This window comes from Pseudomonas sp. AK-TSAG1-1, from assembly GCF_056821665.1.
Genome location: NZ_CM165965.1, coordinates 2,582,388 through 2,597,421, shown reverse-complemented (window position 1 = coordinate 2,597,421; position 15,034 = coordinate 2,582,388). Strand labels below are relative to the sequence as shown.

Below are 15,034 nucleotides of genomic sequence, written 5' to 3'. Positions count from 1 at the left end.
ACCAGGGATGACAAGGATATGAATCTGACCGGCAGCATTCGCAACATGGAAAACCCGCATTTCTACTGGCAACTGGGAGAACTGATTGCCAGCACCGGCGACGATCATTTCGCCAGCAACCTGTTCCAGTTGGTCGACACCCTGGTGCCGGTCAACCGGGTCGATCTCAGCGAATGGACGCTGGACGAACGCCAGGCCAGCGTGGTCGAGATCAAGGCGCTGGGCAGCGCGGGCCTGCCGCAGACCTTCCCGCCGCCGGATCCGTTGCAACGCCCGGACGATCATCCGCTGTTGCAGAAGATGATCGAGATGAATGATTCACTGCTGATTCAACTCAAAGCATCGCTCCAGCCCAGACATCCGCAGCACAGCGTGCACCAGTGCAATCTGGTATCGCGCACCTCCAACCGCCGTTGTGTCATCTCGTTCTATCGGCCGCATACGCAACGGGTGTTTTCCCTGCCGGAGCTGTCGTTTCTCAAAAGCCTGTCCGACACGCTGTTGCCGCTGATCGAGCGCCACGCGCACCTGAGTCGGCAGATCATCGCCAAACAGCCACGCCAGCCATTGGCCGATCTGGAACAGGCACCCTTGCAGCAGGTGTTCGATGAGCGTCTGGCGCTGGGCGGCGTGGTCCTGTCGGCGCGGGAAAAAGAAGTCTGCCTCGGTCTGCTGACCGGCGGCACCGTGCCGCAGCTGGCCGAGAAGCTGCGGGTCAAGAGCAGTTCGGTCGAGACTTATCTCAAACGTGCGACCGCCAAACTCGGGGTCAGCGGGCGGCATGGCCTGGCACGGTGGATGGCCGGGGCCTGATCCCCGACAAGCGCAATCAGGATTTTCCATTGGGCCGAGGGGCTGCAGTGCCTTGGCCCGACTGTGCCGAAACGGGCACGCCTTTTTTCTGCATGAGAACGTTCGATGTTGCGCATTTCCTTATTGTCCCTGGCCGTTGTGTTGGCCGGTTGTTCGTTGATTCCCGAGTACCAGCGCCCTGCCTCGCCGAGCGCTGCGCAGTATCCGCAAGGCGCCGTTTACCCGGCACAGACACAGCCTGCAACGCGCACTGAAGACTGGCGCACGCTGTTCAACGACGCGGCGCTGCAACAGTTGATCGAAAGCGCACTGGTCAACAATCGCGACTTGCGGGTGGCGGCGCTGAACGTCGAGGCGTTTCAGGCGCAGTACCGGATCCAGCGCGCCGACCTGCTGCCGGCGGTGTCGGCCAACGCCAGTGAATCGCGCCAGCGCGTGCCGCCCAGCGTGACCCGCAGCAAAGCGCTGATCAATTCGACCTATGGGGTGAATCTGGGCGTCAGCGCCTATGAACTGGATTTTTTCGGCCGGGTACGCAGCCTCAGCGAGCAGGCGTTGCAGACCTGGCTTTCGACCGAACAGGCGCGGCGCAGTGCCGAGCTGAGCCTGGTGGCCAACGTCGCCAATGCCTACCTGACCTGGCGTGCCGATCAGGAGCTGCTCGAATTGACCCGCCAGACCCTCGCGGCCGACGAACAGAGCCTGCGCCTGACCACCCGCAACCGGGATGCCGGCAAGTCCTCGGCGCTGGAACAGGCGCAGGCCAAGACCAGCGTCGACAGCTCGCGAGCCAATCTGGCGCGCTATCAACGCCAAGTGGCTCAGGATCTGAACAGCCTGACACTGTTGGTCGGCACTCAGGTCCCCGCGACGTTGCCCGCGCAGCCGCTGTCCAGCGATCTGGTGCAGCAACTGCCGGCCGGGTTGCCGTCGGACCTGCTGCAACGGCGCCCGGACATTCTTCAGGCCGAGTCGAAACTTAAGGCCGCCAACGCCAATATCGGCGCGGCGCGTGCGGCGTTTTTCCCCAGTGTGAGCCTGACCGCCAACGCCGGCACCTCCAGCCGCGATCTCGCCGGGCTGTTCAGCGCAGGGTCCGGTGCGTGGACTTTCCAGCCGCAAATCAACCTGCCGATTTTCAACGCCGGCAGCCTGCGCGCGAGCTTGGATTATTCGAAACTGCAAAAAGATGTGGCCGTCGCCGAATACGAGAAATCGATTCAGACCGCGTTCCAGGAGGTCGCCGACGGACTGGCGGCACGAGGCACGTACCAGCAACAACTGCAGGCGCAGCGCGACCTGGTGCAGGCCACGCAGGACTACTACAACCTGGCGCAACACCGTTACCAGAACGGCGTCGACAGCAGCCTGACGTTTCTCGACGCACAGCGCTCACTGTTCAGTTCGCAACAGGGTCTGATCACTGACCGGCTGGCGCAACTGGTCGCCGAGGTCAACCTGTACACCGCGCTGGGCGGCGGCTGGCGGGCCGATGAGGTCAGCGTTCAGTAGTCACTCGTCACTTTTTCTTACACCTTTTGTCGCCCGATCCTACGCTGCGCGGCGATCCGCGGCCGGCGTCTGCCTGCAGTTTGGTATCATGCGCCGCTTTTACGGTTAACCCCCCGCCAGTCCTGCTGACTGACGGGCTGCAAAAGGCGGTATTAGATGACGGCTTTGTTGACTCGCCGCAAGGTGCTTGCGGGAATGGGCGTGCTGGGCCTGGGCCTGCTCGCCGGCTGCGACACCCGTGGCCAACTGTCGTACAAGTACGGCAAGGACCTGAGTGACAAGATCCTCGGACGCACCTTCAAACTGAAGAACACCGACGGCGAAACCATGTCGCTGTCGAGCTTCCGTGGCCTGATGCCGATGATCTTCTTCGGCTTCACCCAATGCCCAGCGGTGTGCCCGACCACCCTCGCCCGCGCGGCGCAAATCAAGAAACTGATGGGCAAGGACGGCGACCGTCTGCAGGTGATTTTCATCACCCTGGACCCGGAGCGCGACACGCCGCAGATCCTCGACGCCTACGTCAAAGCCTTCGACCCGAGCTTCGTCGCGCTGTACGGCACGCTGGAAGAAACCAAGGCCACCGCCAAGGAATTCGACGTGTTCTACGAGAAGGTGCCGGCGGGCGACACTTACACCATCTCTCACACGTCCACCAGTTACGTCTACGACTCGCGCGGCCAGCTGCGCATGGGTCTGTCTGTATCGCTTTCGGCACAAGAGTGCACGGAAGATTTGCTCACCGTTATGGAGGTCTGCTGATGCACCCCGTTCTGAACAACATCAAACGCGCCGTTTTCGGTCTGTCCCTGCTGGGCCTGGCATTTCAGGTTTCCGCCCAGACCAAGGTCGACGACGCCTGGGTGCGTGCGACCGTGCCGACCCAATCGGCCAGCGGCGCGTTCATGACCGTCACCGCCGACAGCAACAGCAAACTGCTGAGCGTTGCCTCGCCAGTGGCCAAAGATGTGCAGATCCACGAAATGTCGATGAAGAACGACGTGATGAGCATGGGCCCGGTCAAATCGGTTGACCTGCCGGCCGGCAAAGCCGTCAAGTTCGACCCGAACGGCTACCACGTGATGCTGATGGGCCTGAACGGCCAGCTCAAGGAAGGCGAAAGCGTGCCGCTGACCCTCACCGTGGAAAACGCCAAGGGCGAGAAAGAGACCGTTGAAGTCAAAGCCCAAGTCCGTTCGCTGACCACTATGGAAGGTCACGATCACAGCAAGATGCATTGATCCGACTTTGCGGCAATGAAAAAGGGGCGGCCCGATCGATTGATCAGGCCGCCCCTTTTTTTGCGCGTTACACGTTGGCGCAATCGCGCGGGTGATCATGTGTCTGGCCGCCCAAACGCAGTCGCTGTGTTCATAAATGAGTCGTCGGCGAATAACTGTCCCACATCCCTTGGTTCAAAGATTTCGCGCGAGCAACCGCGTGATCCTGCGCCGAGTCGCTTCACGCACATAACCCTTGCTCAATTTCTCCAGATGCAGATTCAGACCATTGACCAGAAGCATGTTGCGTTTGGCGCTCTCGGCTTTCAGCAGGTAGTAAACGACAAATCCCGCAGACGCGCCCCACCAATCGAAGTAGGCCCCCGCCACTGCGGAAGTCGCCAGGCAGGCAATAAACGGGAGGTTCTTCCGGCTGCGAGGAAACAACTCTTCGTGAAGTGCTTTCCCCTCCGACAGCGGCGTGAGTCGGCCCTCGCAGTGGTTGAACACACAGATCGCGCTCCTGAGCTCGCCGCCCGGCACGCAACCGTAGAGCACCGATATCTCATGGCCCCGCTTGACCGGCAGGTCCTTGTTGAACAGATCCAGCGGCAGGTCACCCTGTGCAGTCCTGACCCAATATCGATCCTGACGCCCGCTGTCAGGCATCAAAAACTGCTCATGGCGAACCATCGTTCCTCTGAAATCAGCGAACTCGACGACGACCTTTCCACTCTTGAACGCTTGCATGGCTAATTCTGGCCTGTCGTCATCAATGCTTTCGAGCCAATGCGTCACGCACACTTTGCCGAGACATCCCCGAGCTGGAACTGATCCGGGTTTTTTGGTGAATCTCGCCGTTGACCAGGGTCACGACCGTTCGTTGTTGGCCATTGGGGGTGTCGCGCATGTCGATTCCTTGAGAGTTCCACGCCGGGCGACGTGCAAAGGGAAAATCCGTTGGGCGCAAATGCTACTGAGTGCCTATCACCCTGTCCACAAAGCACATCGACCGGAGCTTGCGACGGCGCCCCTTAAACAGTCTGAAACAATAAATCCACCGGAGCACACCACTCGTCATCGGTCCCCTATTCGGCTGACACGAACGCCTGGCACGGCGTGAGGGCATCTGCCGGGCTGACGAGAGCAGATCAGGCATGTGTTTAAAAGGGCGATCAGACAGCCCACCCTTGGTATCATCGCGCACACTTTTATGACGGTTTGATGGCTGGAAGATCTTTTTGTGAGCGTTCTTTTTCGTTGGTTGCGGCAACCACACGCCCGCCTCTTTTCTCTGATTCTGCTGGTACTGATCGTACCGGTGTGCCTGCGCGCGGCGCTGGGCTGGTCATCGTCGCTGGGCTACTTGTCCGATCTGGCGATCGGCAGCCTGCTGCTGGTGTTGCTGCATCGCCGTGCGTGGTGGTTGGCGTTGCCGTTGCTGTTGTTCTGGGGCCTGCTGGCGGTGGCTACGACCGAGCTGGTCAGCGCGGTCGGCCGACTGCCGAACCCGGCCGATCTGCATTACCTGATTGACCCGCAGTTCGTGGAAAACTCCACGGGGGGCGGTCTTGCCCATCCTGCCGTGGGCATCATTCTGGGACTGGCGCTGATCTTCTGGCTAGCGACCCGTTTCGCCAATCGCGCCCAACCCGCGCCCGCGCTGCCCCGCTCGCTGTGGGCGGCACCGGCGCTGCTGTTTGCCGCGCACTGGGGTGTGCAGAACCTGTGGCCGAACGATCAAGACCCGTGGCGCCTGTACAACCTGCCGCACCACTTGCTCGCCACGCAGGTGGCCGATCTGCAATTGCAGGCCGAAGAATGGCTGGACGGTGACGCCGAAGAACCCGCGCCGCAGATGACCGGGCTGACGGATCTGGACCTCAACGGACACAAACTGCTGGCCGCGCCGGGGCAGGCGCGCAACGTACTGATCATTACGCTGGAAGGCATTCCCGGCGCCTACATCCGCGCCAACCGCGAGGCGATCGGCAGCCATTATCAGGAAGACCTGATGCCCAACCTCAGCCGCTGGGCCGAGCGCGGCATGAACACGCCCGATTACGTACTGCATACCCACCAGACCATTCGCGGCCTGTACGCCATGCTCTGTGGCGATTACGACAAACTCAACAACGGTACGCCCAAGGGCGTGGAAATGCTCACCCAGCACGAACGCAATCAGGCATGCCTGCCGGCGCAACTGCGGCAGAACGGGTTCAGCACCCACTACCTGCAAGGCGCCGGGCTGCGCTTCATGGCCAAAGACAAGATCATGCCGCACATCGGCTTCGATGCGACCCATGGTCTGGAGTGGTTCACCAACGCCAACTACCTGGAATTCCCCTGGGGCAAGGATGACAAGGCGTTCTTCGAAGGCGCACTGGATTACGTCAGCCAACTGAAGAAGCAGAAACAACCGTGGATGCTCACCCTGCTGACCGTCGGCACGCACCAGCCCTACTCCGCACCGGAGCAATACCTGGAGCGTTACGACACACCGAAACAGGCCGCCGTCGGTTATCTCGACGATGCGCTGGAGCAGTTCCTCAGCGGTCTCGAACGCCAGGGCGTGCTCAAGGACACGCTGGTGGTGATCACCTCGGATGAATCCCACGGCATCGATGGCGTGCGCCTGGCATCGTCCTGGGGTTTCAACCTGACGCTGGCGCCGGAACACGAACAACTGCCGCGGCTGAATGCCGGAGTCTATGGGCATGTCGATCTGAGCGCGTCGATCCTCGACTATTTCGACCTGCCGGTGCCTACGGCATTGAGCGGCCGCTCGCTGTTTCGCGACTACGCCAGCGGGCGTGAAATCATGTCTTACACCAACGGCAAACTGCGCTACCACAACGGTCAGGGGACGTTCTCCGAGTGCGACATGCCGCGCCGTTGCCGCTACTACGAAAGTGCCGGGTTCATTGCCGACAGCGCCACCTTCAAGGGCAACGAAAGCAGCCAGCAGGCCCGACAGATTGCGGCGCGCGCCATGGCGCTGGACCTGTCGCTGCTGCGCACACCGCTCAATCAGCGCTATCAGTTCGGCAGCAACAACGTGATCCCGCTGCAGGCGCAGATCAAGGATGACTGGGCCGACAACCTGATCGGTGCGCAATACCTGGAAATGCCCAAGGGCTCGCACACTCGCGTGCGCCTGACCGTGCGTTCAGTCGATCCACAGCAGACGGCGTACATTCAGCTCAAGGCCAAGGAGTTCGAACAGGACGTGCAATTGGGACTGCCGACCGAGATGGTCGCCACGGCGGACCAGCCACTGGAGATGGATTTCAGTTTCGACAACCCGAAACAGCGCAAGGCCTTCTCGTTCCACTTGCTGGGCTATGGGCTGGGGGCGGTCGAGGTCACGGATTTCAGTGTGATCACTGAGTTGCCAGGGCAGGAAGATCCACTGGATGCGCTGCCGGACGACGACACCGCGCAATCGAGTTGAGGTATTGCCAACGTCACGCACCTGGCGTGACGTTGGCAATCGCCGAGTCCAATCAGAACGTCGTGCGCAACCCCACCTGAATGCTGCGCCCTTCTGCCGGCGCAACGTCGCGCAGGATCGAACTGGCGTAACGCACGGTCTGGTTGGTCAGGTTCTCGGCGTTGACGAAAGCCAGCCATTTGCTCTGACCGACATCAAAGTGATAACCCACATTGGCGCCCAGCGTGGTGTAGCCATCGGTGCTGCTTTCGTTGGCCGGCACGCGATGTTGCGAGCTGGCGTGCTCGATATCGATCCGCGCCTGCCAGCGATCCAGTTCCCACAACAAACCACTGTTCAAGCGCAACGGCGCGATGCGCGGCAGGTCTTGGCCGTTGTCGAGGTTCTTCGCACGGGTGTAATCGCCCGACAGTTCCAGGGCAAACTTGCCGTACGCATTTTCGCCAAGCGTCCAGCGATCCTGCGCTTCGATGCCGCTGAAACGTGCGCGCACGCCCGAGTAGGTGTATTCGGGAATGCCACCGGCGTCCTGTTCCCCTTCGTCATTGAGCGTGCGACCCGTGCCTAGCAGACCGATGTAATTGGAGAAATGGCTATAGAACACGCCGACACTGCCCTTGTGCGTGCCATTGTCGAAGCGCAACGCCAGGTCGCTGGACACCGCTTTTTCTTTCGACAGTCCGGCGTCGCCGACTTCATAGGTGCCGGTCGCGACGTGCGCGCCGTTGGCGTACAACTCATAAAACGTTGGGGCGCGTTCGGTGTAGCCCAGTGTCGCGGCGACCGACCAGATCGGCGTCAGCGTGTACACCGCGCCGGACGACAGGCTGCCGGCGGTGAAGCTGCTGGAGCGGTCGGCGTTGGCGAAGCGCTCGTTGCCTTTGGCATCCGGATCGACCGTGGTGTGTTCCAGTCGCCCGCCGAGGGTGAACAGCAGTCGCTCGGTGGCTTGTAACTCTTCCAGAATGAACAGTGCGCCGGCATCCGTATCGGTGTGCGGCACGAATGCCTCTTCGCCCAGCGCCGAAAATTCGTTGCGACTGACCTGAGCGCCGATCACCCCATTGAACGGCCCCAGCGGCCGGTGCCGAGCCTCAACCCGTGCTTCGTAACCCTTGTTCTTGAAGGTTGTACCGACTTCACCGCCCTCGATTTCCCGATGCTCATAATCGGTGTAACCCGCGTCGAGTTTGATTGAGCTGAACGGGCCGTCGAGGTTGCGGATTTCCGAAGCAAACGCGTAGTGCTCCTGCTGCATGCGGATGCGCACGACATCTTCGGCGGGTGAGCCGTAGTTCGAATCGTAATTGCTGTAGGACAGACCGGCGTAACCGTCATCCCAGGTGTAGGAACCGCCAACAGCGCCGCCGTCCTGGCGCCCGTCGCTGTTGGCCAGCCGATGCTTGCGCGAATCACCGTCGTCGTTGGCGCGCGCAGCGCCGGTCTTGGCGTAACCGGGGATTTTCAGATCGTTGAATTCACGGGCGCTGGCATCCAGGTGCAAGGCGAACTGGCCGTTGCCCGCTTCCAGTTTCCCCGCACTGCTGCGGGTCGTGTCGGCGCCACCGTAGCGCAGCTCGCCGGCGCCATGGATGCCGTCGATGGCTTCGGTAGGAATGCGGTTATCGAACGTGTTGACCACCCCGCCGATCGCGCTGCCGCCGTACAGCAGCGCTGCCGGGCCGCGGACGATTTCGATGCGCTCGACATTGACCGGATCCAGCGGCACCGCGTGATCGTAGGACAGCGACGAAGCGTCCAGCGCGCCGACGCCGTTGCGCAGGATGCGAATGCGGTCACCGTCCTGACCCCGAATGATCGGCCGACTCGCGCCCGGGCCGAAGTATGACGAGGACACGCCGGGCTGCTTGTTCAGGGTCTCGCCCAGGCTGCCTTTCTGCTGATACGTGAGGTCGTCGCCACTGAGGACGGTCGAGGGCGATGCCAGGGTCTGGCTGCCCAGTGGATTGCCGGTGATGACTTGTGGTTGCAGCTCGAGCGGTTCGGCGGCGAACACCGGCGAGGCAAGCAGCAGCGCGGCGGCCAGAGGCGTCAGGCGTCGTTGAAGGGGCTGGGAACGGGCAGGCATTTCAGAACTTCCATGAGCAGAACAATGAGAATCGCTGCCGGCGTTTTGCTGATGATTACCGGCAGAAACAGAATGAAATCTTTTTTATGTTATACAATAACATTTCTTTCTGTCATCCCGATTCTTGCAATTTGTTGTGCAGCAAGCGCTCAAGGACGCGGATTTGCGGCTTTGGTCAAACGGCCCGGCAGCCTGCAAAAGCGCATGAAGGCGCTGAAAGACTGCGGCTATCAGCCTCCAATAGTCGGCCTATTAGCTGACTGCCCGAGTCGGGTCTAGCCTTACTAGTCCGAAGTCGGCACGAGCCGGCCGTAGAAGACCTGATAAGGACCCGAACATGGCAAACGAATCGAAATGCCCGTTCAACCACGCCGCCGGTGGTGGTACGACGAACCGTGACTGGTGGCCGAATCAACTGAACCTGAAGATCCTCAGCCAGCACTCGCCCAAGTCCGATCCGCTGGGCAAGGACTTCGACTACGCCAAAGCCTTCAAGAGCCTCGACTTCCAGGCGCTGAAACAAGATCTTCGCGCGCTGATGACCGACTCTCAGGACTGGTGGCCGGCAGACTTCGGCCACTACGGCCCGCTGTTCATCCGCATGGCCTGGCACAGTGCCGGCACCTATCGCACCGCCGATGGCCGCGGTGGTGCCGGTTCCGGACAACAGCGTTTCGCCCCGCTCAACAGCTGGCCGGACAACGTCAGCCTCGACAAGGCCCGCCGCCTGCTGTGGCCGATCAAACAGAAGTACGGGCAAAACATTTCCTGGGCCGACCTGATCGTCCTCACCGGCAACGTCGCGCTGGAATCGATGGGCTTCAAGACCTTCGGTTATTCCGGCGGCCGTCCTGATGTGTGGGAGCCGGATGAAGACGTGTACTGGGGGTCGGAACATGAATGGCTGGGCGGCGACAGCCGTTATGGCAAAGACAAGGCCGCCATGCAGGAACCCGGTGACGGCACGCTGGTAGCCGAACCCGATTTGCACGGCAAAGAGCAAAGCCGCACCGATCAGGGCGAACGCAATCTGGAAAACCCGTTGGCCGCCGTACAAATGGGCCTGATTTATGTGAACCCGGAGGGCCCTGAAGGCAATCCAGATCCGGTCGCATCGGGTCGCGACATCCGCGAAACCTTCGGCCGCATGGCCATGAACGACGAAGAAACCGTAGCCCTGATCGCCGGCGGTCACGCCTTCGGCAAGACCCACGGCGCCGGCCCCGCCGACAACGTCGGGCCTGAGCCGGAAGCCGCCGGGCTGGAAGAACAAGGCCTTGGCTGGCGCAACGCATTCGGTAGCGGCAAGGGCGCCGACACCATCACCAGCGGTCTTGAAGTGACCTGGACCACCACCCCGACCCAGTGGAGCAACAACTATCTGGAAAACCTGTTCGGCTTCGAGTGGGAACTGTTCAAAAGCCCGGCCGGTGCGCACCAGTGGAAACCGAAAAACGGCGCCGGGGCCGGCACCGTTCCGCATGCCCACGATCCGAGCAAGAAACTCTCGCCGACCATGCTCACCTCCGACCTGGCCCTGCGTTTCGACCCGATTTACGAGCCGATCGCCCGGCGCTTCCTGGCCAACCCGGATCAACTGGCAGACGCCTTCGCCCGCGCCTGGTACAAGCTGATCCACCGGGACATGGGCCCGCTCTCGCGTTACCTCGGCCCGGAACTGCCCAACGAGGAACTGCTGTGGCAGGACCCGATTCCTGACGCCACTCACCCGCTGATCGACAGCAACGATGCGCAGGCGCTGAAAAGCAAAGTGCTGGCATCCGGCCTCTCGGTGTCGCAACTGGTCTCCACCGCGTGGGCCGCGGCGTCTACGTTTCGCGGTTCCGACAAACGCGGTGGCGCCAATGGTGGCCGTCTGCGTCTGGAGCCTCAACGCTCCTGGCAGGCCAACCAGCCTGAGCAACTGGACAAGGTGCTGAAGACCCTCGAAGGCATTCAAAACGAGTTCAATGCCGGCGCCTCCGGCAAGAAAGTCTCGCTGGCGGACCTGATCGTGCTGGCGGGCAATGCCGGGGTCGAGCAAGCGGCGAAAAACGCCGGGCACTCGGTTTCTGTGCCGTTCAATCCAGGGCGCACGGATGCGACTCAGGAGCAAACCGACGTCGAGTCGTTTGGTTTCCTCGAACCGATTGCCGATGGCTTCCGTAACTACAGCAAGGGCAAATACACCGTTTCAGCCGAAGCATTGCTGATCGACAAGGCCCAACTGCTGACCCTTTCCGCCCCGGAAATGACCGTGCTGCTGGGTGGTCTGCGGGTATTGGGAGCCAACGTCGGGCAGAGCCGGCATGGCGTGTTCACCACACGCACCGAAGCGCTGACCAACGACTTCTTCACTAACCTGCTCGATATGGGCGTGGAGTGGAAACCGACGTCACCGGCGGCGGACGAGTTCGAAGGACGCGACCGCAAAACGGGCAGCGTGAAATGGACGGCGACGCGGGTTGATCTGGTGTTTGGTTCCAACGCAATACTGCGGGCATTGGCCGAGGTGTATGCCAGTTCGGATGCCAAAGAACAGTTCGTGAAGGACTTCGTGGCAGCCTGGACGAAGGTGACAAACCTGGATCGGTTTGACCTGAAGTAGCCGACTAGACGCCCCCCCCCCTGTAGGAGTGAGCCTGCTCGCGATTGCGGTGTATCGGATGACATCTCCTTGTCTGACACACCGTATTCGCAAACAGGCTCACTCCTGCCAAGGATCTGTGGCGGGGACAGAATACGTGTTCGCCCCAATAAAAACGGTGGGAGCGGGCTTGCTCGCGAATGCGGTGCATCAGTCGACATCTCTGTGTCTGACACGCCGTATTCGCGAGCAAGCCCGCTCCCACATTTCGTTACGGGTTACGCCAGGCTTTTGCTCACCACCTCGTACACATCGCTCGACAACTGCCCCGAAGCCAGAATCCGCTCCAGTTCGGGGGACAGAATACGTGTTCGCCCCAATAAAAACGGTGGGAGCGGGCTTGCTCGCGAAAGCGGTGCATCAGTCGACATCTCTGTGTCTGATACACCGTATTCGCGAGCAAGCCCGCTCCCACATTTCGTTATGCGTTACGCCAGGCTTTTGCTTACCACCTCGTACACATCGCTCGACAACTGCCCCGAAGCCAGAATCCGCTCCAGTTCGGGGGACAGAATACGTGTTCGCCCCAATAAAAACGGTGGGAGCGGGCTTGCTCGCGAATGCGGTGCATCAGTCGACATCTCTGTGTCTGATACACCGTATTCGCGAGCAAGCCCGCTCCCACATTTCGTTACGGGTTACGCCAGGCTTTTGCTCACCACCTCGTACACATCGCTCGACAACTGCCCCGAAGCCAGAATCCGCTCCAGTTCGGCCTTCATCAACGCCTGCCGCGCAGTGTCGTATTTACGCCAGCGGGTCAGCGGTGCCAATTGGCGCGAAGCGATCTGCGGGTTGAAGCCGTTCAACTCGATTACCAGGTCCGCGAGGAAGCGGTAGCCCGAACCATCGGCGGCATGGAAGTTGATCAGGTTTTGCCCGGCAAACGCACCGACTAGCGCGCGCACCTTGTTCGGGTTCTTGATGTTGAACGCCTTGTGCTGCATCAAGGCTTTAACACGCTCCAGACCGCCCGGCAAAGTACTGCCGGCCTGCACGCTGAACCACTGATCCATGACCAGCGGATTGTCCTTGAAGTGCTCGGCGAAGCTCGCCAGCGCCCTCGCTTTCTGCTCGTCGAACGGCGAGTTGACCAACACAGCCAGCGCGGTCAGGCGCTCGGTCATGTTGTCGCTGTTTTCGAACTGCTCAAGGGTGGCGGCCAGCACCTCGGGCTTGCCGCTGAGCATCAGGTACGACAGCGCAATGTTCTGCAACGCACGACGAGCGAAATGCTCGGCCTCGGCCACGTAAGGGGTTTGCTTCGACAAATCACGGTTGGCCTGATAACGCAGCCACAGCGCTTCGAACAGGTTGTCCGCCAATTGTCTGCGGGCAAATTCGCGAGCGTTGTGGATCGCCTCGACGTCCGCCACTTCGCTGATTTCGGTCAGATAGGCTTCGCTTGGCAGCGAGAGCATTTCGGCGACCATGGCCTGATCCAGCGACTCATCGGACAGCACGGTTTTCAACGCCGAGATCAGACGCGGATCGAGCACCAGGCTCTCGCCCTTCTGCTGCTGGGCGATCAGCTCCTGCAGCACCTGTACCGACAGTTGCTGACCGGCATCCCAGCGGTTGAAGCCGTCGCTGTCGTGCTGCATCAGGAACATCAACTGGTCGCGGTTGTACGGGAAGCTCAGCTTCACCGGCGCCGAGAAACCGCGCAGCAGCGATGGCAGCGGCTGTTCGGCGATGTCGACGAAGGTGAACGTCTGCTCGGCTTCGGTCACCGAGATCACGCGGCTGGTGCCTTGCGCCGACGCTTCACCGGCCAGACGCAGGGCAATCTCGTTGCCTTTGCTGTCGAGCAGGCCCAGTTCGACCGGGATCACGAACGGCAGTTTTTCCACCTTGTCCGGGGTTTCCGGGCAGCTCTGGCGGAAGGTCAGGCTGTAGGTTTTTGCCGCCGCGTCGTAGGACTCGCTCACCGCCAGACGCGGTGTGCCGGCCTGGCTGTACCAGCGCTTGAACTGGGTCAGGTCGACCCCGTTGGCATCTTCCATGGCCTTGATGAAATCGTCGCAGGTCACGGCTTGGCCATCGTGGCGCTCGAAGTACAGGTCACTGCCCTTGCGGAAGCCATCGGCGCCCAGCAGGGTGTGGATCATGCCGACCACTTCCGAGCCCTTTTCGTACACGGTCAGGGTGTAGAAGTTGGAGATCTCGATGAAGCTGTCCGGACGCACCGCGTGGGCCATCGGCCCGGCATCTTCGGCGAACTGGTGGGTACGCAGGTACGCCACGTCCTGAATGCGCTTGACCGTGGCCGAGTTCATGTCCGAGGAGAAGCCGGCGTCGCGGAACACGGTGAAGCCTTCCTTGAGCGACAGCTGGAACCAGTCGCGGCAGGTCACGCGGTTGCCCGACCAGTTGTGGAAGTATTCGTGGGCGACGATCGCCTCGACCCGCTGGTGCGCGGCGTCGGTGGCAGTTTCGGCGCGGGCCAGCACGGCGCTGGAGTTGAAGATGTTGAGGCCTTTGTTCTCCATGGCGCCCATGTTGAAGTCGTTTACCGCGACGATCATGAAGATGTCCAGGTCGTACTCACGACCGTAGACCTCTTCGTCCCAACGCATCGACTTCTTCAGGCTGTTCATCGCGTGCTGGCACTTGTCGATGTTTTCCGGCTCGACATAGATGCGCAGCGCGACGTTGCGCTGGGTCATGGTGGTGAACGTGTCTTCGACGCACCACAGATCACCGGCCACCAGCGCGAAGAGGTACGCCGGTTTCATGAACGGGTCTTCCCAGGTCGCCCAGTGCCGGCCATCTTCGCCCGGGCCGGAGGCGATCGGGTTGCCGTTGGACAGCAGCACCGGGTAGCTGTGCTGCTCGGCGACCACCGTGGTGGTGAACTTGCTCATCACGTCCGGGCGGTCGAGGTAGTAGGTGATCTTGCGGAAGCCTTCAGCCTCGCACTGGGTGCAGAACATCGTGCCGGACTTGTACAGGCCTTCCAGCGCGGTGTTGGTTTCCGGGTGGATCCGGACGCTGGTGTCGACGGTGAAGCTGGCGCTGGCCGGCTGCAGGGTCAGGGTGTTTTCCGTCAGCTGATAGTCGTCGGCGCCGAGTTCCTGGTCAGCCAGGGTCACCGACAGCAACTCCAGCTGCTGCCCATCCAGCACCAACGGCGGCAGGCCCGGGCCGCGCGCCGGGTTACGGCGCATCACCAGTTGCGCGTGAACCAGGCTGTGGTCCTCGAACAGCTCGAAGGTCAGGTGCGTCTCGTCGATCAGGTACTCGGGCGCCTGATAGTCCTTCAGGTAAATCATCTTCGGTTGTTCGGTGCGCATGCT

At 61.3% G+C, this 15,034-nt stretch carries 10 protein-coding genes and 2 pseudogenes; 7 read left to right on the top strand and 5 right to left on the bottom strand.

Features of this window, described 5'->3' with window-relative positions; genetic code table 11:
* The first annotated feature begins 18 nt into the window (after nucleotides 1-18).
* The 4 genes from AC1UK9_RS11755 (at nucleotide 19) to AC1UK9_RS11740 (ending at nucleotide 3,566) form a co-directional block, all read left to right on the top strand.
* Nucleotides 19-813, top strand: coding sequence for a helix-turn-helix transcriptional regulator (locus AC1UK9_RS11755; RefSeq protein ID WP_025109113.1), 795 nt, complete (start codon nucleotides 19-21; stop codon nucleotides 811-813).
* A 105-nt stretch (nucleotides 814-918) separates the two neighbouring features.
* Nucleotides 919-2,325, top strand: a complete 1,407-nt coding sequence (locus AC1UK9_RS11750; RefSeq protein ID WP_029977436.1) for an efflux transporter outer membrane subunit — start codon at nucleotides 919-921, stop codon at nucleotides 2,323-2,325.
* A gap of 156 nt (nucleotides 2,326-2,481) precedes the next feature.
* Nucleotides 2,482-3,087 (top strand): SCO family protein, encoded by a 606-nt coding sequence (locus tag AC1UK9_RS11745; protein ID WP_473015313.1) that lies wholly within the window; start codon nucleotides 2,482-2,484, stop codon nucleotides 3,085-3,087.
* The gene (locus AC1UK9_RS11740; RefSeq protein ID WP_482580140.1) at nucleotides 3,087-3,566 is read left to right on the top strand and encodes a copper chaperone PCu(A)C; all 480 of its coding nucleotides are present in this window, start codon (nucleotides 3,087-3,089) and stop codon (nucleotides 3,564-3,566) included. The genes AC1UK9_RS11745 and AC1UK9_RS11740 overlap by 1 nt, the downstream gene beginning before the upstream one ends.
* A 174-nt stretch (nucleotides 3,567-3,740) precedes the next feature.
* Here the strand turns inward: AC1UK9_RS11740 and AC1UK9_RS11735 are convergent, their stop codons facing one another.
* The gene (locus tag AC1UK9_RS11735; RefSeq protein ID WP_482580139.1) at nucleotides 3,741-4,295 is read right to left on the bottom strand and encodes a hypothetical protein; all 555 of its coding nucleotides are present in this window, start codon (nucleotides 4,293-4,295) and stop codon (nucleotides 3,741-3,743) included.
* Between the two features lie 493 nt (nucleotides 4,296-4,788).
* On the opposite strand from AC1UK9_RS11735, the gene AC1UK9_RS11730 reads away from it, so the two are divergent.
* Nucleotides 4,789-6,999, top strand: a complete 2,211-nt coding sequence (locus AC1UK9_RS11730) for an LTA synthase family protein (RefSeq protein ID WP_482580138.1) — start codon at nucleotides 4,789-4,791, stop codon at nucleotides 6,997-6,999.
* A gap of 52 nt (nucleotides 7,000-7,051) precedes the next feature.
* Here AC1UK9_RS11730 and AC1UK9_RS11725 read toward each other — a convergent pair whose 3' ends face one another.
* Nucleotides 7,052-9,088 (bottom strand): TonB-dependent receptor, encoded by a 2,037-nt coding sequence (locus tag AC1UK9_RS11725; RefSeq protein ID WP_482580136.1) that lies wholly within the window; start codon nucleotides 9,086-9,088, stop codon nucleotides 7,052-7,054.
* A 24-nt stretch (nucleotides 9,089-9,112) separates the two neighbouring features.
* On the opposite strand from AC1UK9_RS11725, the gene AC1UK9_RS11720 reads away from it, so the two are divergent.
* Entirely contained in the window at nucleotides 9,113-9,367 is a 255-nt protein-coding gene (locus tag AC1UK9_RS11720; protein ID WP_482580135.1) for a hypothetical protein, read from the top strand.
* Between the two features lie 58 nt (nucleotides 9,368-9,425).
* A complete protein-coding gene (katG, locus tag AC1UK9_RS11715) occupies nucleotides 9,426-11,696 on the top strand; it encodes a catalase/peroxidase HPI (RefSeq protein WP_473015308.1) in 2,271 nt (756 codons plus the stop codon).
* 257 nt (nucleotides 11,697-11,953) lie between these two features.
* Here katG and AC1UK9_RS11710 read toward each other — a convergent pair.
* The 3 genes and pseudogenes from AC1UK9_RS11710 to pepN all read right to left on the bottom strand — a co-directional run.
* Nucleotides 11,954-12,031, bottom strand: a pseudogene (locus tag AC1UK9_RS11710) (hypothetical protein); the annotation flags it as partial.
* A 132-nt stretch (nucleotides 12,032-12,163) separates the two neighbouring features.
* A pseudogene (locus AC1UK9_RS11705) lies at nucleotides 12,164-12,241 on the bottom strand (hypothetical protein); the annotation flags it as partial.
* Between the two features lie 132 nt (nucleotides 12,242-12,373).
* The gene (gene pepN, locus AC1UK9_RS11700) at nucleotides 12,374-15,031 is read right to left on the bottom strand and encodes an aminopeptidase N (RefSeq protein ID WP_482580134.1); all 2,658 of its coding nucleotides are present in this window, start codon (nucleotides 15,029-15,031) and stop codon (nucleotides 12,374-12,376) included.
* Nucleotides 15,032-15,034 lie beyond the last annotated feature (3 nt).